The organism is Corynebacterium sp. HMSC14B06, from assembly GCF_001807075.1.
GTDB lineage: Bacteria > Actinomycetota > Actinomycetes > Mycobacteriales > Mycobacteriaceae > Corynebacterium > Corynebacterium jeikeium_D.
Genome location: NZ_KV787356.1, coordinates 59002 through 77491 on the forward strand (window position 1 = coordinate 59002; position 18490 = coordinate 77491).

General features: G+C 56.8%; 16 protein-coding genes and 1 tRNA gene. 5 read left to right on the forward strand and 12 right to left on the reverse strand.

The genetic code is table 11. The features are described from left to right. Positions 1-39 precede the first annotated feature (39 nt). The gene (locus tag HMPREF3130_RS01170; protein WP_083276309.1) at positions 40-1677 is read right to left on the reverse strand and encodes a DHA2 family efflux MFS transporter permease subunit; all 1638 of its coding nucleotides are present in this window, start codon (positions 1675-1677) and stop codon (positions 40-42) included. A gap of 257 nt (positions 1678-1934) precedes the next feature. On the opposite strand from HMPREF3130_RS01170, the gene HMPREF3130_RS01175 reads away from it, so the two are divergent. Then, positions 1935-2008 (forward strand) — tRNA-Ile (locus tag HMPREF3130_RS01175). Positions 2009-2028: 20 nt separating this feature from the next. Here the strand turns inward: HMPREF3130_RS01175 and HMPREF3130_RS01180 are convergent. After that, complete coding sequence (locus HMPREF3130_RS01180) at positions 2029-2595, reverse strand: thymidine kinase (RefSeq protein ID WP_048732776.1); 567 nt, start codon at positions 2593-2595, stop codon at positions 2029-2031. A 94-nt stretch (positions 2596-2689) separates the two neighbouring features. Between HMPREF3130_RS01180 and HMPREF3130_RS01185 the strand changes: the two genes are divergently transcribed. Next, positions 2690-3694, forward strand: coding sequence for a PfkB family carbohydrate kinase (locus HMPREF3130_RS01185; protein ID WP_070429154.1), 1005 nt, complete (start codon positions 2690-2692; stop codon positions 3692-3694). Between the two features lie 78 nt (positions 3695-3772). On the opposite strand, the gene HMPREF3130_RS01190 is transcribed toward HMPREF3130_RS01185, so the two are convergent. From HMPREF3130_RS01190 to HMPREF3130_RS01230, 9 genes are all read right to left on the reverse strand, one after another. Continuing rightward, the gene (locus HMPREF3130_RS01190; RefSeq protein WP_049189607.1) at positions 3773-4405 is read right to left on the reverse strand and encodes a MusI family membrane protein; all 633 of its coding nucleotides are present in this window, start codon (positions 4403-4405) and stop codon (positions 3773-3775) included. Positions 4406-4520: 115 nt separating this feature from the next. Further along, a complete protein-coding gene (locus HMPREF3130_RS01195) occupies positions 4521-5417 on the reverse strand; it encodes a carbohydrate ABC transporter permease (RefSeq protein ID WP_042389412.1) in 897 nt (298 codons plus the stop codon). Positions 5418-5435: 18 nt separating this feature from the next. After that, a complete protein-coding gene (locus HMPREF3130_RS01200) occupies positions 5436-6281 on the reverse strand; it encodes a carbohydrate ABC transporter permease (RefSeq protein ID WP_016423090.1) in 846 nt (281 codons plus the stop codon). Between the two features lie 179 nt (positions 6282-6460). Continuing rightward, positions 6461-7789 (reverse strand): ABC transporter substrate-binding protein, encoded by a 1329-nt coding sequence (locus HMPREF3130_RS01205; RefSeq protein WP_042388805.1) that lies wholly within the window; start codon positions 7787-7789, stop codon positions 6461-6463. Between the two features lie 480 nt (positions 7790-8269). Then, positions 8270-9481 carry a DUF4032 domain-containing protein gene (locus HMPREF3130_RS01210; RefSeq protein ID WP_172620277.1) on the reverse strand — a complete coding sequence of 404 codons (1212 nt, stop codon included), beginning with the start codon at positions 9479-9481 and terminating at the stop codon, positions 8270-8272. Between the two features lie 81 nt (positions 9482-9562). Then, on the reverse strand, positions 9563-10699 hold the full coding sequence (locus HMPREF3130_RS01215) for an ABC transporter ATP-binding protein (protein WP_069359226.1): 1137 nt from the start codon (positions 10697-10699) through the stop codon (positions 9563-9565). Positions 10700-10796: 97 nt separating this feature from the next. Further along, positions 10797-12071 (reverse strand): PhoH family protein, encoded by a 1275-nt coding sequence (locus HMPREF3130_RS01220; RefSeq protein ID WP_042388806.1) that lies wholly within the window; start codon positions 12069-12071, stop codon positions 10797-10799. Between the two features lie 188 nt (positions 12072-12259). After that, positions 12260-13696, reverse strand: coding sequence for an FtsX-like permease family protein (locus HMPREF3130_RS01225; RefSeq protein WP_049189608.1), 1437 nt, complete (start codon positions 13694-13696; stop codon positions 12260-12262). Then, positions 13693-14409 carry an ABC transporter ATP-binding protein gene (locus HMPREF3130_RS01230; protein WP_042389415.1) on the reverse strand — a complete coding sequence of 239 codons (717 nt, stop codon included), beginning with the start codon at positions 14407-14409 and terminating at the stop codon, positions 13693-13695. Before HMPREF3130_RS01230 ends, HMPREF3130_RS01225 begins: the two co-directional genes overlap by 4 nt. 126 nt (positions 14410-14535) lie before the next feature. Here HMPREF3130_RS01230 and HMPREF3130_RS01235 point away from each other — a divergent pair, with 126 nt between their 5' ends. The 3 genes from HMPREF3130_RS01235 to HMPREF3130_RS01245 all read left to right on the forward strand — a co-directional run bounded on the left by HMPREF3130_RS01235 (position 14536) and on the right by HMPREF3130_RS01245 (position 17694). Continuing rightward, the gene (locus HMPREF3130_RS01235; RefSeq protein WP_083276310.1) at positions 14536-15330 is read left to right on the forward strand and encodes a sensor histidine kinase; all 795 of its coding nucleotides are present in this window, start codon (positions 14536-14538) and stop codon (positions 15328-15330) included. Continuing rightward, positions 15327-16052: a LuxR C-terminal-related transcriptional regulator gene (locus tag HMPREF3130_RS01240; RefSeq protein WP_005511017.1), complete on the forward strand. Its 726-nt coding sequence runs from the start codon at positions 15327-15329 to the stop codon at positions 16050-16052. The genes HMPREF3130_RS01235 and HMPREF3130_RS01240 overlap by 4 nt, the downstream gene beginning before the upstream one ends. Before the next feature lie 121 nt (positions 16053-16173). Beyond that, the gene (locus HMPREF3130_RS01245) at positions 16174-17694 is read left to right on the forward strand and encodes an acetaldehyde dehydrogenase ExaC (RefSeq protein ID WP_049170136.1); all 1521 of its coding nucleotides are present in this window, start codon (positions 16174-16176) and stop codon (positions 17692-17694) included. Positions 17695-17880: 186 nt separating this feature from the next. Here the strand turns inward: HMPREF3130_RS01245 and HMPREF3130_RS01250 are convergent, their stop codons facing one another. Next, positions 17881-18318 (reverse strand): hypothetical protein, encoded by a 438-nt coding sequence (locus tag HMPREF3130_RS01250; protein WP_049189609.1) that lies wholly within the window; start codon positions 18316-18318, stop codon positions 17881-17883. Between the last annotated feature and the right edge of the window lie 172 nt (positions 18319-18490).

The following is an 18490-nucleotide window of genomic DNA, read 5'->3' on the forward strand; positions in this document are numbered from 1 at the left end:
AGCTCACGACCGAATATTCCGAATCTTTAACTCGATTTCTCAGCTTGCTTGCGCATTCTCAGCCTGCCTGCGCAACTGCAGTACCTTCAGCGAGCAGAGGAAGCCAATAGTCAACGCGCCGACAGCGGAATACAGCGCAAACTGCGTGGCATGTGCAAACGCATTTGTCAGCGGCACCAACACACCGTCGGGAGCACCCTGCGCACGCAGACCAATCAGCATCGAGCCAGCGGAATCCTTCAGCCCCTGCCCCATCTGCTCCAGGCCCGGCGACAGCTTCGCAATCTCACGATCCAACCCAATCGTCAGCGCCATGCCACCGAGTGCCGAACCAATCTGCCGAATTGTCGACTGCGTTGCCGATGCCTGCCCCGACAGCCGCACCGGAATATCGCCAAGCACCAGCGAGGTCAACTGTGCCGATGCCAGGCCAAGACCCAGACCGTAGACAATCAATGCAAACACAACCAGCCACAGCGGCAGGTCAACGCGCTCTTCGGCCGCCAACTGCAGCGAACCAAAGACCTCGAGACCAAGGCCCACAATCACCACACCGGCCGGGGTAATCCGAGCTGCCAGATGACGCGCCATGGCACCTGCGAAGAACGCACCGAGAGCCATTGCTGCCAGGACCAGGCCGGTTGCGATCGTCGATAAGCCAATCGCCGACACCAGGTAGAGCGGCAGCACGAAGACCAGCGCGAACTCACCCACCGCGACAAGCATCGCCGTGGTATTCCCCCAGCTGAACGTGGCGTAGGAGAACATCGACACGTCCAACAGCGCAGGATCCGCGTTCTTCCGACGACTGTTTTCCCACAGCACGAAAGCGACAAGCACCACCGCACCAACCAAGAGCGTGACGACGGGTGCGGAGGGAAAAGCAAACCCTATCTTGGCGCCTTGAATGATGCCGAAGACCACGGCACCAAAGCCAATTCCAGACAACACCAGGCCAAGGACATCGAAGCCACCCGCGCCATTGGTATCGCCTGCGGTGTTCGGCACCCAACGCAGCGCAAGGACGAAAAGCACGACGGCGATGGGCACGTTGACCCAGAAGATAGCTTCCCAACCAGCAAACTGCGTAAGCACGCCACCCAGGAGTGGGCCGACTGCTGCAGCACCAGACATGACCGCACCCCAGATGCCGAATGCGGTGGCACGATCTTTATCACGGAATAGTGCATTCACACTGGACAATGTCGACGGCAGAATGCACGCACCACCAATGCCTTGAATGACGCGGGCTATGACCAACGGGGCCAATGAGGTGGAAAGCGCGGCCACGACGGAGCCGACCGTGAAGATGACCAGACCGACGAGGAAAAGCGTTCGACGGCCGAAGCGGTCGCCAGCGCGGCCAGAGGTCAGGAGTAGTGCGGCGAAAACGACCGAGTAGATCGTGGTAATCCACTGCGCGCCCACGATGTCAAGGCCCAGCTCCGAAATGATGGTCGGCAATGAAACACCGACGATGGTTCCATCCAGGACGATCATGCCGAGGCCAACCGCGAGCACGAGCAACCCCCACCACCGCTGTGGCGAGGCCCCGAACTCAGCAATCTGATCCTCGTTGGCGATTGCCATGACGGGGGTGCCCTTCGCTTTCGCTGTGGCACCGGTTTGTGCGTCGGCTGAGACGTCGGCGCTGCTCAAGGAAGGTTTTGTACTCATAGGACTAATGCTAGAAGTGTCCAAGCACTGATTCATCAACCGAAAGTCGTAACTTTGCGGAAAGATCAGCTTCGTTGAGCACAGGGATTGCCTTCGTTGGCACGGAAATACTTTGCTTCATTGAAACTGTGCAATCGCAGCCGAACCCGCTGGGTATAGGGCTTTTATCACCGCACGGTGGCAGATTGCTATGATGCTATGAGGTTTTGGACATTGGTTCATAGTGCTTAATTGTCACTTCATAGTGCCCAATCCTTGCCCCTATAGCTCAGTCGGTTAGAGCAGAGGACTCATAATCCTTTTGTCGCAGGTTCGAGCCCTGCTGGGGGCACTAAAAACTCCGGGCTCTACTCACGCCCATTTACCCGACATCCGGTTGTAACAGCTGGCGCACAGGGAGATGTACTTCGGCGCTTCGAGTGCCTCAATTTCCACGGTTTCGCCGTCTAGGATAATGCTGCCGTCCGGATTCAACCGTGCAGTAAAGATGGCCTTCTGCCCACAGGTGCAAATAGTCTTAATTTCCTCAATGGTGTGGGCGACTTCGAGCAATCGCTGGGAGCCTGGGAAGGCATGCGTACGAAAGTCGGTACGCAGGCCGTAGCAGAGCACCGGAGTACCGCGAAGGGTAATTCCCAGCAACTGATCGACCTGGTCAGGGGTAAGAAACTGTGCCTCATCGATGATTAGACAATCGTAGCCGTCGGCAAGCGAGGAGAGGTCATCGCCATCGTGGATGAGGTGTGCGCGTTCCGCGATGCCGATGCGAGAGTGCACGTCGCCGTCAGCCAAAGTATCCACGGCCGGCTTGGCGATCAACGGCCGCATATCGCGCTCGCGGTAGTTGTGGGCGACGCGGAGGACCTCGATGGATTTTCCGCTGTTCATGGTTCCGTAGCGGAAGTACAGTTTTGCCATAGCCATCGATTGTAGGGCATCGATTCGCGGGCTCTGACGGCTGTAAACTCGGGCCGCCAACACGGATTTGAATTCCCGACTATCCTATATTTTTATGCAGCCGATTCCTGACCTGAATGAGAATCCAACAGTTGTTGTATGTGGATCTATCCACCTAGATACCCTGGTACAGGTCGATAGCGTACCCGCAGAAGGTGGCACGCTCATCGTTGATGACGGCACTAATATGCTGGGCGGCAAGGGCGCCAACCAGGCCGTTGCTATCGCTTATAACGGTGTCCGTGCGATTATGGCCGGTACGGTTGGTGAGGATCGCGCAGCGGATTTCGTGGTCGAGGAACTCAACGCACACGGCGTAGATGTCCACTCCATTCAGACTTCCTGGGATTTGCCGACCGGCAGCGCTTTCGTCGCAACGAACCGCAAGGGTCGCCCGGTGATTTTTGTCCAGCGTGGTGCCGACGCACTGACGGACCCCACCGATTTCGTCGACGAGTTCGCATCAGCGGATGTCGTGCTCGCGCAGGGCGAGCTCCTCCCGGAAGCAACTGAGGCCATCGCGTCCGTCGCATCCATGTACAGCGCGCGACTGGTGCTGAACCTCAATCCGGTCGTAACCGTTACACCTGCCCTGATTGACCATGCAGATCCGCTGATCGTCAACATGAAGGGCGCCTGGGAAACAATCCGTCGCCTGGACATCGCCGAGGGCATCCGCGCTACCGACTACCGCGCACAGCTCGAGGCGCTTCTGCAGTACTGCCCCAGCGTCGTCATGCTCCGCGGCGACCACGGCTGTCTCTTCGCACAGCACTCCGACGGTCTCGACGACGAGCCGACAATCTACGAGCACCCCGCGCTCAAGCTGCCAGAGGAGAAGATTGTCGACGGCACTGGCTCCGGTGATGCGTTCGTCGGCACGCTCACCGCGGAACTGGCTAAGGGCACCTCGCTTTACGACGCCGTCCCCCTGGCCACCGCAGCAGGCGCAGCAGCTGTACAGGCGGTCGGCGCATGCTCCGCTTTTGCACGTCGCGAAAAACTGCTGGAGATGGTCGAGGCGGAGGATTTTCCCTCTGTGAAAGAGTACGCGGGCTAAGAATTGTCAACAGCCTGGTGTGCGAGCTGGCACCGATTAAGTCAGTGCCAGCCGGGCCAGTGGGGCCAGCGGGAGAACCTACCCAGCATTGTCTGGCAGAACGGGCTCAAGCGCCAGCATCACCAAGTACCAACTCAACGCGTACCCGATGAGGAAGACATAGGTAGCAATCGCGTAGATTTTCGCCGGGAAAAAGAATATGGCCGCGGGCACGATGAGAAGCGCCAAAACTGCGAGCGCAGTCCGCGGCAGGTTTTTGACGGTCATGCTGGTGGCCGTTGCCAGGGTTCGGCGTAGCGACGACTGACCGTCGGAAAGCGAGCACAGCGAGTAGACCCACGCGGTAATTCCCAGCAGGATTAGCGCCCCGGAGGTAACTCCTGCGGCGAAGATCAGGCCGACAGTGCCGAGGTCCGCGCGGGAGATAACGTAAAACTCATAGCCAATGCCACTGGCGAGAACCAAGGTGAATAGCCACCACACGGTTGGTGTGCGCCAATTGTCCAACAGTGCGCGCAAGAAGCGCCGTACGGGCCTTGAGCCTTCGTCACGGACCATGTCGCGAGCGACCACTACCCCAGCGCGAGTTGCGGCGCCTGCAGTGACTATCGGGATGGATGCGACGATCATCAGCAGGTTGATGATTACAAGGTCTGCTAACAGCGACCAGGCTGCGTAGAACTTTGTATCGGTGCTGAAAAATCTATCCACGGGTTCATATCCTAATAAAGGCTGATTAACAGACGAAAGCCTCAACCTACGCGGTTGAGGCTTTCGCTTTCGTAAAACGCGGTGCTTGGCGTCCTATGCGCTAACGCTTAGGCAGCTATCCCTTAACGGCACCCGCAGCAACACCCTCGATAATGTGCTTCTGGGTGGCGACGTAGAAAATCACAATCGGAATGATTGCGAGCACCAGCATTGCCATCATCGCGCCAAGGTCACGGTTACCGTTGGAGCCAACGAAGCTCTGCACGACAACCGGGATGGTCTTGTACTTAGTAGACAGGCCAATGACCAGGTACGGCAGCAGGTAGTCGTTCCATACCCACATAGCGTTCAGAATGGCGACAGTCACTGCAGTCGGCTTGAGCATGGGCAAAACGATGCGGAAGTAGTTCTGCATCGGAGATGCGCCATCAATCATCGCGGCTTCCTCGATGTCAATCGGGATGGACTTGATGAAGCCGGCAAACATGAAGACCGACAAGCCGGAGCCAAAGCCCAAGTAGAGAACCACGATGCCGATTGGGTTGTTCAAATGCAGCATGTCGGCGATCTTGACGGTCGGGAACATCACCATCTGGAACGGGATGACCATCGAGAACACAAACAGGTAATACAGCAGCGAGGTCCACCACGTCTTCACTCGCGTGATGTAGTAAGCCGTCATCGCAGAGAAGAACACAATCGCAATAACCGAGAGGATCGTGATGACAAAGGACCACACGATCGCCCAGCCGAAGCCCTCCTTCATCAGGCCGACGGCGTAGTTTTCGAACCCGACCCACATGTCACCTAGTGGCAGCTGGAAGGGGTTATCTGAAATTGCGAACTTGGACTTGAACGAGTTGAAGATAATGAACGCGATTGGCCCCAAGAACACGACGGTCAAAAACACCAGAATCGCGTAGATGATGACCTTAGATACGCCTCCCACCTTGGCCTCGTCCTGCTTAGCGGGCTTGGCCTTGGGGAGCTTGGTGGCCGTTTCAGTGGTCATTGCAGCGTCGACAGACATTTATGCCTCCACTTCCTTGCTGCGAGTAGCACGCAGCTGCAGCATCGCGATCGCTACGACCACGACGACGAATATTACTGCCTTGGCTTGACCAACGCCCTCCACACCAATTCGGTTGAACATGGTGTTGACGATGTTCAGAGCAACCATTTCTGTCTCTGAACCCGGCGCACCATTGGTCAGGGCCAAGTTTTGATCGAAGAGTTTGAAAGTGTTCGACAGAGTCAAGAAGAGGCAAATGGTAATCGATGGCATGACCATCGGGATAGTAACGTGCCGCAGAATCTCCCAGCGTCCGGCGCCATCAATCTCCGCAGCTTCGATGAGCTCCGGTGGGACATTCTGCAGACCGGCAATATAGATAATCATCATGTAACCGACCAGCTGCCAGTTGATGAGGATGATCAGACCGGCGTAACCGAACTTCCAGTCGGACACAATCGTCGTACCGTACGATGCCAGCACGGCGTTAATCATCGACTGCCAGGTATAACCGAGCACGATGCCACCGATAAGGTTCGGCATGAAGAAGACTGTGCGGAAGAAGTTCGTGCCCTTCAGCTTGCGCGTCAGAATCCATGCGATCCAGAACGCGAACAAGTTCACAGTAATGATGGAAACAACAACCACCATGAGAGTGAATCCGAAGGAGGCGACGAAGCCCTCGCGCTCACTAAAGGCCTTCTGGTAGTTCTCGATACCAACCCACTGCGCATTAGTGATGGTTGTGAAGTCAGTAAATGATAGGAAGAAACCGATAACGAACGGCACCAGGAACGCGATTGCAAAGGCAATCAGCGTGGGTAGCACGAAAATTGGGAAATACTTTTTCAATGTTGCTTGCATCTACAACACCGCTCCTAAAGCTAAAGGCGGAGCCCGGTGCCTCGAGACCGGTTTAACAGGTCACCGAGCCCCGAGCTCCGCCTTGCCATTGGATGAACTCATTCCGTCGGTTGTTCATGCGCGAGAAGCTTTCGCTTCACACTCACCGATGGAATGGATCACCATTGATTTGCTGGTATTTAATTGTTCGGAGATTCCGCATTCCAGCTGTCGGCGAAAGTCTCGACAACCTTGTCCCACGGCATCTTTCCGGAAGCGTACTGCGCCAGCGCTGCGCCAAAATCATCCTTGAACTGCTGCGACGGGAAGTACTGGAAGTCCCACGGGATGGTGGTCAGGTCCTCGTTCTCAATTGCTGCGGCCACTTCCTTGGCCAGCGGGTCATTCGGAGTGTCGGCTTCAGTGAAGTTCTGGAACGGAGCGATGAATCCGAGATCCTCGACGACGTACTTCTTGCCCTCATCGGTGTTGAACAGCCAATTGACGAAGTCCTTCGTTGCCTTTTGGGAAGCCTCCGAAGCCTTGGAGTTGACCGTCAGGTAGTTCTCAGTACCAACCGAGATGCCGGTCTTATCCTCGTCCTTCAGGCCCATGTACATAGGCATGAACTTAATCTTGTCCTGCTTGACCACGTTGCCGGAGACATCGTTGATCTGGGACCATGCCCAGTTGCCATTCTGAACCATAGCGGCCTTGCCCTGGGCGAATTCCGCCATCGAGTCGGACACAGCCTTCGACGGGGCCAGAGTCTTTTCGACAGTGGAGTTATTCAGGTACAGATCAAAGAGGTTCTTGAACTCCTTGTTGTACTTGAACTTCACATCAGCGGTTTCCTTGGTGCCAAGGTCCTCGAATTCATAATGAACCGGTCCGTTGGCCAAGTGTGTCTGCCAGCGCCAATCCTCACCGGATGCAAGCGAGGTGGAAGCGAAGGTGCCGGAAATCCCCAGCTTGTCCTTCTTGGCCTGCATGTCCTCAGCAACTTCCTTCAGCTTTCCGAAGGCCTTAATCTCGTCGATGCTCTTGGCCTTGGCATCGGGCAGCGCGAAGTACTTGTCCATGATCTCTTCGTTATAGATCAGGCCAAACCCCTCGACTGCAAACGGGACGCCGTATACCTTGCCGTCCTCGCCCTTCAGCGGCTCGATGCCCTCGTTGAGGTTTTGTGCGATCTCAGTGTCAGACATGTCTGCCATGTATTCCTGCCAAGTACGCAGGCCCGCCGGACCATTGACTTGGAACAGTGTTGGCGCGTCCTTTTTACCAATCTCGGCCTTCAGAGTTTGCTCATAGGAATTCGAAGCAGCAGTAACGACCTTGACCTGGACACCAGTCTTGTCAGTGTATGCCTTCGCAATCTTCTGATATGCGGCATCCTGCTCCGGCTTGAAGTTAAGGAAGTAGACACCACCATCTGCAACCGCATCATCACTCGAGCACGCAACCAAACCAGCGGTTGCCATCAGGCCTGCTGCACACAGAGCTGAAAGGCGCTTGAAGTTCTTCACTATATTTTCTCCCTTGAGAAGAAAGGCCACTTCAATGGCATCCTCCGAGCAATTCGGACGAATATTTGCCAGCAGCCGTGGCCTAATTGGATTATCCCGCCCTGCGGCTAGAAGTAGCCTTTCATGCGAACTTCGACGCCACCCACGCGGGTATTCGGTCTCACCAAAATCTTACTTGACCAAAACCAATTTAGGTTGGCCTTCAGCCAGCTGTGAACAAATGCAAAGGAGAAAAATAGCAAAAGCTCTCGAAAGCACACCTAGAATTTGAGCTGTTTTCGAGCTGTTTTCGCTGAACAGAGCCGCCTACCGGCACCAAAGTAAGCACCTGGCCGCGACAATCACACGCAGACCCGACAACCACCCGACCACCAAAAGCACCCCTGTTTGGCGTGAATGTATATTTTTATAATATCCTGGCGAGTCGTTTACTTGTCACTTTTGAAATAATCGTACGCTCGACAGTCTGCTTCTAGAGAGCTACTCGACCTCATCGCTCGCCGGAAGATATACGGACTCGTCGCGATGCCCGGGCAACACTCGGTCTACGTAGCTCTGCACCGCTTCTTGAAGCGGCACATCCGCACGGCGTTTTTCTGCCATGTACCAGCGATGCTCCAAGACCTCGTGGAAAACCTGCGCATCCTGCAGCCTTCCACGCAGCCCCTCGGGCACAGCCAGGATTGTGGCCTCGAAAACTTCACGCAGCCATCGGTGCGCAACCTGCTCTAGCGGAACCCCTTCAAGACCTTCCGCCAACCGAAAGGTCTGCATACTATTGAGCATCCGCCTCGCTTGCCGTTCTTGAACATCCAACCCCGTCAGTCGCATTAACTGCCTATGGTGATGCCCTGCGTCAACCACTCGTGGTCGGAACACAACGCGGCCACCATCACTGGTGACTTTCAGCTCGCCAACATCGAAACCGAGGTCGTTGAGCCTGCGAATCCGCTCATCGACAAGCCAAGGCTCCTCAACACCAATAGATTCTTCCCCCGTCAGCTCTTGCCACAGGTCCTCATAACGCTCAATAATGCGCCTACCCACCGCAATTACGTCCAACTCAGGATCGAGGAATCCGCCGGCCTGCAGATCCATGAGCTCTCCGATGATGTTGGTATGGGCAACGTCAACGTCGTAAAGCCTGCGGGAATCTGAGAGTGTGCCTTGCAAATCTCCCGTTTCCGCGTCGACAAGGTAGGCGGAGAAAGCGTCTGCGTCACGACGAAACAACGTGTTCGACAGCGACACGTCGCCCCAGTAAAAACCAAGGAGATGTAACCGAACTAGCAGGACTACCAGCGAGTCAATCAGGCGGACCACAGTTTCGCGGGTGACCTGTTGAGAAAAAACTGCACGATACGGCAGCGAATACTCGAGATGTTCTGTGACGAGTGCCGCAGTTAACGGTTCGCCATCTGGATCCTTGCGGCCAGTAATGACCGCGAGCGGGCGAACCGATGGAGCACCGAGCCTGACCAGGTCACGCAGCATTCGATACTCATGATGAGCAGTGAACTCACCAATTTCTTTCACTGCAATGACGCGGTCATCCAAGTTGACGAATCGAACAATGTGCCGCGAAATTCCCTGAGGTAGGGCGGCCAACAAATCGTCTGGCCACTGTTCCAGAGGTATATGCCAAGGAAGGCGCAAAAGCTTTGAAGCCACCGTTGTCGCGGCTATTTTCATAGTTTCCGACACGGTGGCTCCTAAAACTGTCTTACTGTCCCACTGCCCTACCAGCTACTCATTTCATCTAAACGAAAGAGTTTAGGCCGGAAGGCGCATACCAGTCGACTTCGAGAACAGGTGCAGCATGCCCGGACGAATCTTGCCGTAAACTACCGAGCCCAACTGCGGCGCGGTGCGCGGGGCGGTACGAATAACCACCTGACCGTGTTCCTCTTCGTCCGGGTTAGAGGAAGATCCGGAGCTCAATGCTCCGCCACCGACGAGATCGCCATACATGAATGCATCGGAGCCCAATTCCTCGACCAAGTTAACCTGCACCGGAATGACGTCATCGCCCGGCCCCTCGACCAGGTCGAATGCCTCCGGACGGAAGCCCACGATAATCTGGTTCTGATCCTCCGGCACGATTGCAGCAAGTGTGGCTTCCGGCAGCTTAATCTTGGCCTCACCCAACGTGGCGTAACCATTAGAGACGTTGAACGTGCCCAGGTTCATCGCAGGCGAGCCAATGAAGCCCGCGACGAATTCGTTTGCCGGGGTTTCGTAGAGTTCCCGCGGGGTACCGACCTGCTGCAGAACACCGAAGTTAATGACCGCGATGCGGTCGCCCATGGTCAGCGCCTCAGTCTGGTCGTGGGTGACATACATGGTGGTCACACCCATCCGACGCTGCATGGCCGCAATCTGAGTACGGGTTTGAACACGCAGCTTCGCGTCCAGGTTCGACAACGGCTCGTCCATCAGGAACACCTGCGGCTTGCGCACAATCGCACGCCCCATTGCCACACGCTGACGCTGACCACCGGATAGAGCCTTAGGCTTACGATCCAGGAACTGAGTTAGATCCAGGGTCTTCGCAGCTTCTTCGACACGACGGTCAATCTCGTCCTTGTCCACACCAGCAATCTTGAGCGCGAAGCCCATGTTCTCGCGCACCGTCATATGCGGGTACAGGGCGTAGTTCTGGAAGACCATCGCAATATCGCGATCCTTGGGCGAGACATTGGTCACATCACGATCTCCAATGAAAATCTTGCCCTCATTGACCTCTTCCAGACCGGCAAGCATGCGCAGTGTTGTGGACTTACCACAACCGGAGGGGCCCACCAGAACCAGGAACTCGCCATCGGCAATTTCCAAGTTGAACTTGTCCACAGAAGGCTTCGTCGCACCAGGGTAAATGCGAGTGGCATCAGCAAAAGTCACAGTAGCCATGTGAATACAAACCTTTCATCGGCAGGTACGTGCCGAACGATCCGAGTGAAAGTAACCGCAGGAACAGCTCCTACGTATCTGCCTCACAAGCTTACTCTTAATCGAGTAGTCCCGTAACGAGCTCCGCAATCTTCGAGCGCTCCGAGCGCTTCAGCGTGATGTGTGCAAAAAGCTCGTTGCCCTTGAGTTTTTCAATCACCGCCTGCACGCCGTCATGGCGGCCGACGCGCAGGTTGTCACGCTGCGCCACATCGTGCGTAAGGATGACTCGGGAATTGCTACCAAGACGCGACAGCACCGTCAGCAGTACGTTGCGCTCCAGCGACTGTGCCTCATCGACAATCACGAAGCTGTCATGCAGGCTACGACCGCGAATGTGTGTCAGTGGCAGTACCTCCAGCATGTCGCGCGAGGCAATCTCATCCATCACGTTGTCTGAAACCAATCCCTCCAGGGTGTCGTAAACAGCCTGCGCCCACGGGTTCATCTTTTCGTCCTCACTACCTGGCAGGTAGCCAAGGTTCTGACCACCTACCGCGTAGAGCGGACGGAACACCACAATCCGGCGATGCAGTCCGCGCTCCAGCACCGACTCCAGTCCCGCGCACAGCGCAAGCGCCGACTTACCCGTACCGGCTCGGCCGCCGAGGGACACAATCCCCACCGAGTCATCCAACAGCAGGTCAAGCGCCACACGCTGCTCCGCCGACCGCCCCTTCAGGCCAAACGCCTCCGTATCGCCCCGCACAAGCTTGACGACGCCCGGGGCGCTCACCCGTGCCAGCGCAGACTGGCTACCAGCGCTGAGCTGCACGCCGCAGTGCAGCGGCTGATCCTGGATCTGCTCGAGCTCAAGGAACCCATTGGCGAAGAGACGATCAATTTCCTCCGGGTCGACGTCTACTTCCACCATTCCCGAGTACCCAGTCAGAACGACGTCCTGGGCGCGGTAATCGTCGGCAGGCAAGCCGACCGCACCAGCCTTGACGCGAAGCGGAATGTCCTTGGTGACCAGCACGACATCATGTCCATCGTGCTGAAGATTAAGGGCGCAAGCGAGAATGCGGTGATCGTTTTCGGCGGTGCGGAAGCCTGCGGGAAGGATGGAGGGATCGGAGTGGTTGAGCTCAATATGCATAAACCCGCCAAGATCATTGGCGGGCACAGGCCGGTCCAGGTGGCCGTAGCGGTAACGCAGCTCTTCGAGGAAACGGAGCGCTTCTCGGGCGAACCACCCCAGCTCTGGGTGGTGGCGCTTGGCCTCCAACTCACTCACCACGACCAGCGGAAGCACAACTTGGTGCTCATCGAACTTCTTGGTGGCGTGGGGATCGGACAGCAGGACCGAGGTATCAAGCACGTAGGTACGCATGCCCTCAGGCTAAAAGTCAGAGGTAGAAATTACGTGGTTGTGAGATGAATGCTTGGTTATCAGATGAACCACAGTTGGTTACAGGCTCTAATCCTCAAGTTGAACCCTAAGGAACTGGCCGAGCACCGAGCACCACTGCCCGGCCACTCCACTGCCCTTTTAATGGCAACTAGTCGTTGCAATGGTGACTAGTCGTTGTGACGGATTTGGCGACCCAGCAACTTGTGGCGAAGCGGATCAACCGCCAAGGTCACAGCGCCAACTGATACAACTCCCACGAGGTACGCCAGCGCAACTACAAGGGAGCGTTGACCAAACGTGATTTCGTTCGCAATCGGGCCGAACATGGTGGCTCCCAACAGCGCACCCATGACAAAGCCGAAGATGCTGGTCGCAAGCATGGGAAAGAATGTCTGCTTGAAAGTGACCGTGCGGTGGAAGTTGATTGGCGTACCGATGAAGTCCAGCGCCTTTGTCAGCGATGCCTCTTCATAGACGGCTGAGGCCTGAGTCAAAAGCGTTGACACCAGCAGCAGAACGAAACCGATTACGAAAGTGATAGTCACACCGGTTGCAATATCGTGCGCGAATGTGACATCTGCAACCTCTTCAATCTTGTCTTCGCCAGGCACCATCATTGTGTAGCCAAGCAGCAGGGACAGGAAGGCCATGGAACTTACTCGACGCCACGATTCCTTAGCGTTAGTCGCGACTCGTCGCGTCGCCACAAAATCACTTGAAGTACCGAAGAAGCTGGAGATGCGGGCAACAAGCTGGATAAAGAAAGGCGCCACCAGGCCAATTGCCCAGACCATCAGGTACATCATCGCTGCGACACCAAGCGTGGCAGTGACGGTTCCACCCGCGATATTGGAGTTGGCAATCACGTACAGGACGATCGCACCGATAACAACGGCCACAATCATGCGCCATGCCTTCATCGACTTGGGCACTTCCTTGCGGCTAACGCCGAGTGGTGAAATCATCACCCTTCGCAAACCGACCACAGCGGCAAAGAGTGCGAGTAGCACCACGGCAACCCAGACCAGCGGGTAGCCCCACCAGGGCAGCAACATGTCCCAGGTATCCAGGTAGTCATTGTCGAACTTGATTATCGCCCAGAATGGCGCAGTGGCCACCGACAACAACGTGCCCACCACAAGCCCAACAGCTGCCAAGACGAGGGTTTCGATAACTACCATGCGTGTAACTGCCCCGTTGGAGAGACCAATTAAGCGCAGAGTTGCCAACCTCTGCTCACGCCCCGCAGCGCCAAGCACCGCCGACTGGGCCACCAGCGAAACCATTGCCGGAATCACAAACACACAGGCCACGAGTGCCAGCTGCAGGTACATCTCGCCCTGACCTTGATTCATGTAATCCTCGGGCGTTGGGTTCGGCGGCAGCTTTGGCTCAGCCTGCCAACGGCGGTAAAACATCGCCGTGCCGCCAACGACAACCAGCGCCAACCAGGTGCTCACAGTCATAGCGACCACAGACAGCGCGGACAACCAACCGTTTCCCGAGTGCGATTCGCGCCCGGCGCGCTGCAGCCGCGTGCTCAAGTCCGCTAGTGCGCCGGTAGGAATTCTCTGGGGTTTTGGTGCTTCAGTTACGGTGCTCACTTTGTAACCTCCGCTCCTGCCAGCATGCGGTCGTCGTGAATCAGGCCATCGCGGATCTCCACACGTCGACGACACCAGTCGGCCACCTTCACATCGTGCGTGACCATCACCAATGTCGTGCCAGTCTGCTCCACCAACGCGGTGAGCTGCTGCATGACCTCATGGCCTGTGGACTGGTCCAGCGCGCCAGTCGGCTCATCGGCGAAGATGACACCTGGCTCGCCGGCCATCGCGCGGGCAATTGCTACACGCTGTGCTTGGCCGCCGGACATCTGTCCTGGGCGACGGCGCGTTAGGTCTTCTAGGCCCAGGCGGCTGAGGACATCGTCGGCAAGCGCGAGTGACTTCGAGCGCTTCTTGCCCTGCAGAATCATTGGCAGAGCAACGTTTTCCCGGGCGGTCAGTTCGGGGAGGAGTTGGCCGTCTTGGAAGACGAAGCCGAAGTCGTGCAGGCGGAGGGCGGAGCGGTCGGCATCAGAAAGCGAATTAATCTTTGTGTCACCGAAGATGACGTCGCCGTCGTCCGGCAGCAACACGCCGGACATGCAGTGCAGCAGCGTGGACTTACCAGAACCTGACGGTCCCATGACTGCCACGGTTTCGCCGGGCTCAATGGTCAGCGAAATGCCGGTGAGAACGGGAGCTGAATTGTAGGACTTAGTGATGTCACGAATACAAAGTCGTGCGTTTCTTGGGCTGTTGTTGTCTGTCATGGCACTCATTTCACTCGCACGGAGGCGATTTCAACACCGTGCCCACTTTCCTTTTGCGGTAGTGCTAGGTCTACTATGCCGGAAATTAATTCCTCCGTAGACAGAGCTTTCGTACCATAGGAAACTATGGAGCTGAAGGATTATTTCCGCAAATATATCGGCGCGAACCGCCGCGAAAAAGCGCATAAACGCAGCTACGAGGAATCCGCCGCCGCTCGCATCGCCGAACTTACCGCTTCACGACGAACAATTGCCGAAGCCTTCGAGATTGAACGTCGCCGCATTGAAAATGACCTCCACGACGGAGCTCAGCAATACATTGTTGCAGCTTCAATGAAATTGGGACTTGCAGAATTGGAGGCATCCAATACTGGCAATGAGGAATTAATGCAGCTCCTCGCGGAAACTCGCGGCCATTTGGAGGATGGATTACGCGCTTTGCGGCGGACAGTCCACGGAATTCACCCGCAGGTGTTGCGCGATCGCGGTCTGCAAGCGGCTGTTGAAGAGATTGCTGAAGGATACGGCCCTCACGTTGTTGTGCACACTCCCTATCCCCTGCCTGAATTGGAAGAAAGTGTGCTCGCCGCGGCGTATTTTTTCTGTGCAGAAGTGCTGACTAATGCGGCGAAATATGCACCGAACGCTCCTGTTTCTGTGCTGCTCACCTCGGATCAAACACTGAATATTTCAATTACGGACCAAGGCCCTGGCGGCGCAAAATTGGGGCGCGGTTTGCGGGGTATGAAAGAGCGTCTAGCCACTTTCGACGGTGCGATGACCATGCACTCTCCCGAAGGCGGTCCAACGCAGGTAATAGCCAGAATTCCTTTGATGTTGAACCGCTGGGAATCGGGCATTGGAGAAATGGAAGGCATGGAAATGGAAGACGTGGAAATGAAAGGTGCGGAGAAGAAATGAAAATTGTCATTGCGGATGACTCGGCACTCCTGCGGGAGGGGGTCGCGGGGCTCGTCGAAAAGCGTGGACATGAAGTGATTGCGATGGTCGACACTGCCCACGGCCTGGTAGCGGACATCGATGACCGTTTTGATGACACGGGCGAGCTGCCAGATTTAGTGATAACCGATGTGCGCATGCCTCCAAAGATGAGCGATGACGGCCTGCGGGCGGCGGTCGAGTTGCGCGAGCGCTATCCGCAGCTGAATGTGATGGTGCTGTCGCAGTATGTGGCGCCGGCGTATGCGCGCGAGTTGTTCTCGTCGAGCGGTGCTGGAGGTAGCGCTGGGGTTGGTACTGGGGTCGGCTCGAGTGGCAGCAGCTCAAGTGGCGGGACCGGGTATCTGCTCAAAGACCGTGTCGGCCAGGTGCTGGACTTCTTGGGTTCGCTCGAAGTCGTCGCAGGTGGTGGCGTGGTGATTGACCCTGATGTGGCGACGGCATTGATGCAGTCCGGCAAATCGGGGCTAGCCAGTTTAACGGCGCGCGAACGCGAAGTGCTCGAGCTGATGGCACGCGGCAAGTCCAATAAGCAGATTGCCGATGACCTCGTGCTTTCCGGGGCGGCGGTGGCGAAACACGTGTCCAACATCTTTATGAAGCTGCATCTGGAGCCCGGCGAGGAAAACCGCCGTGTGCGGGCAATTTTGGAATTTCTCACGGCGACGTCGGGGCAGATTTAGGGTCGGCAGCAATCGCATCTCTCGCAAAAGCGATGAAAAAATAAGTGTTGATTATGACACGAGTCACAATTTAAAGTTGGCTCATACGTTTGTTGTTTCCCTATAGAAAGGACGTGTCTACATGACTGTTTACGCCAACCCCGGCACCCCCGATGCAATCTTCACGTACAAGGAGCAGTACGAAAATTTCATCGATGGTAAGTGGACACCTCCAGTAGACGGGCAATACATGGACAACTCCACCCCGGTTACGGGCGAGGTTTTCTGCCGGGTTCCGCGGTCTAACGAGAAAGACATTGAGCTCGCTCTCGACGCCGCGCACAAGGCGAAGGACTCCTGGGCCTCGGTTCCTGCGGCCGAGCGGGCGCTGATCCTCCACCGCATCGCGGACCGTCTGGAGGAAAACCTTGAGAAGATTGCCGTCGCCGAGACCTGGGAGAACGGCAAGGCCATTCGCGAGACCCTCGCCGCTGACATCCCGCTCGCAATCGACCACTTCCGCTACTTCGCCGGGGCCACCCGCACGCAGGAGGGGCGCATCTCACAGATTGACGACAACACGGTCGCCTACCACTTCCACGAGCCACTCGGCGTCGTCGGCCAGATTATCCCGTGGAACTTCCCCCTCCTGATGGCCGCATGGAAGATCGCCCCGGCCCTCGCCGCCGGCAACTGCATCGTGCTCAAGCCAGCAGAGCAGACCCCCGCGTCGATTCTCATGCTCACCGAGATTATCGCCGATTTGCTTCCGGACGGCGTTCTCAACATCGTCAATGGCCTCGGCACCGAGGCCGGTGCTGCGCTGACCGCAAGCGACCGGATCTCCAAAATTGCGTTCACCGGATCGACTGCCGTGGGCCAGCTAATCAACAAGGCAGTGTCCGACAAGATTATTCCGATCACGCTGGAGCTCGGCGGCAAGTCCCCGTCCATCTTCTTCCCCGACGTCATGGACGCCGACGATGCGTTCCGCGAGAAGTGCATTGAGGGCCTGGCCATGTTCGCGTTGAACCAGGGCGAGGTCTGCACCTGCCCGTCGCGAGCCCTGGTCCACGAAGACATCGCTGATGAGTTCCTGAAGCTCGCGGTCGAGCGCGTTAAGCAGATTAAGACCGGCAACCCGCTGGATACGTCGGTACAGATGGGCGCCCAGGCCTCCCAGGAGCAGCTGGACAAAATCTCCGGCTACTTGGAGTCCGGGCCGAAGGAGGGCGCGGAGGTTCTCACCGGCGGCAACGTCGCCAAGCTCGAAGGGCTGGAGGGAGGCTACTACGTCGAGCCGACAATCTTTAGGGGCAACAACTCGATGCGTTTCTTCCGCGAGGAGATTTTCGGCCCGGTCCTGGCCGTGACAACCTTCAAGACTCTGGATGAGGCTCTCGAGATTGCCAACGACACTATCTACGGTCTTGGCGCCGGCGTGTGGAGCCGCAACCAGAATAACGCCTACCGCGCTGCCCGCGGCATCCAGGCTGGCCGTGTGTGGGTGAATAACTACCACAGCTACCCTGCTCACGCAGCCTTCGGCGGTTACAAGCAGTCCGGTATCGGCCGCGAGAATCACTTGATGATGCTCGAGCACTACCAGGAGACCAAGTGCATGCTCGTCTCTTACGACGAGAACCCGACTGGCCTGTTCTAAGAATCCGCCCACTTGGGGCTAGGCGGTTTGTCGATTCCGATTCACGTCCGATGAAGGTGTCGACAACTGCCTCTGCCCCCCCCGAAAAAACGCCCTCCGCACCCGGCAGGTTGCAATGGTCGGCCTTAACCGGACGCACCAGGCGCTGGCGACTCCAAATTTAGAGGCCTAGCTCACGGCCGCCAGCTAGGTCTCTCTTTCTTTCTTCGCTTTCCGGCGCCACCTACACACCCGTTTAATCGTGGCACTGGCGGCCCATCCGCCGATAAATAGTAGCGGGATGTAGAAGAACACGACATAGGCGACGACCAGGCCGTCCTGGCCATCGGGCGGCGTGGTGAGAAATAGGAATGCCAAATCGCCAAGCGCAGCAATTCCTGCGCCGGTAGCTGCTGCGACAATGCTCCGCGCGCTGGTCATCCCCCGGACCGACGAACGATCACCGGCAAAAACAGCTATTGCTCCGACCAGCATTACTGAGACCAGCATGGACACGATCCACGACGCAATTCCTTCGTCGTAGGCGAGATTGGGCTCCGGCAAGATTAGCCCACCTAAAACGCTCCACGCGACCGCGGCGAAAAAGGACGCCAGCAAGGGGCGGGTTATATTGTCGAGCCTCATGCGTCCCAGGTTACGTGAGATGACCTCCAAAAATGCTGAATCTCCCCTCCTCAGTGGAGAATCGAGTCACGCCCACAAGAACAAAGATCTCCGAGCATAAAGTGGGGTAAGGAGAGAAACTGACAACCCCGAAAAATTATGGGCTGCAAATGTGAAACTGTGTGAGTTTATG

What these genes read in the sequence shown, in the direction of transcription:
- HMPREF3130_RS01170 (WP_083276309.1), bottom strand. Translation starts at nt 1,677, where the DNA reads ATGAGTACAAAACCTTCCTTGAGCAGCGCCGACGTCTCAGCCGACGCA.
- HMPREF3130_RS01180 (WP_048732776.1), bottom strand. Translation starts at nt 2,595, where the DNA reads ATGGCAAAACTGTACTTCCGCTACGGAACCATGAACAGCGGAAAATCC.
- HMPREF3130_RS01185 (WP_070429154.1), top strand. Translation starts at nt 2,690, where the DNA reads ATGCAGCCGATTCCTGACCTGAATGAGAATCCAACAGTTGTTGTATGT.
- HMPREF3130_RS01195 (WP_042389412.1), bottom strand. Translation starts at nt 5,417, where the DNA reads ATGACCACTGAAACGGCCACCAAGCTCCCCAAGGCCAAGCCCGCTAAG.
- HMPREF3130_RS01200 (WP_016423090.1), bottom strand. Translation starts at nt 6,281, where the DNA reads ATGCAAGCAACATTGAAAAAGTATTTCCCAATTTTCGTGCTACCCACG.
- HMPREF3130_RS01210 (WP_172620277.1), bottom strand. Translation starts at nt 9,481, where the DNA reads ATGAAAATAGCCGCGACAACGGTGGCTTCAAAGCTTTTGCGCCTTCCT.
- HMPREF3130_RS01215 (WP_069359226.1), bottom strand. Translation starts at nt 10,699, where the DNA reads ATGGCTACTGTGACTTTTGCTGATGCCACTCGCATTTACCCTGGTGCG.
- HMPREF3130_RS01220 (WP_042388806.1), bottom strand. Translation starts at nt 12,071, where the DNA reads ATGCGTACCTACGTGCTTGATACCTCGGTCCTGCTGTCCGATCCCCAC.
- HMPREF3130_RS01230 (WP_042389415.1), bottom strand. Translation starts at nt 14,409, where the DNA reads ATGACAGACAACAACAGCCCAAGAAACGCACGACTTTGTATTCGTGAC.
- HMPREF3130_RS01235 (WP_083276310.1), top strand. Translation starts at nt 14,536, where the DNA reads ATGGAGCTGAAGGATTATTTCCGCAAATATATCGGCGCGAACCGCCGC.
- HMPREF3130_RS01240 (WP_005511017.1), top strand. Translation starts at nt 15,327, where the DNA reads ATGAAAATTGTCATTGCGGATGACTCGGCACTCCTGCGGGAGGGGGTC.
- HMPREF3130_RS01245 (WP_049170136.1), top strand. Translation starts at nt 16,174, where the DNA reads ATGACTGTTTACGCCAACCCCGGCACCCCCGATGCAATCTTCACGTAC.
- HMPREF3130_RS01250 (WP_049189609.1), bottom strand. Translation starts at nt 18,318, where the DNA reads ATGAGGCTCGACAATATAACCCGCCCCTTGCTGGCGTCCTTTTTCGCC.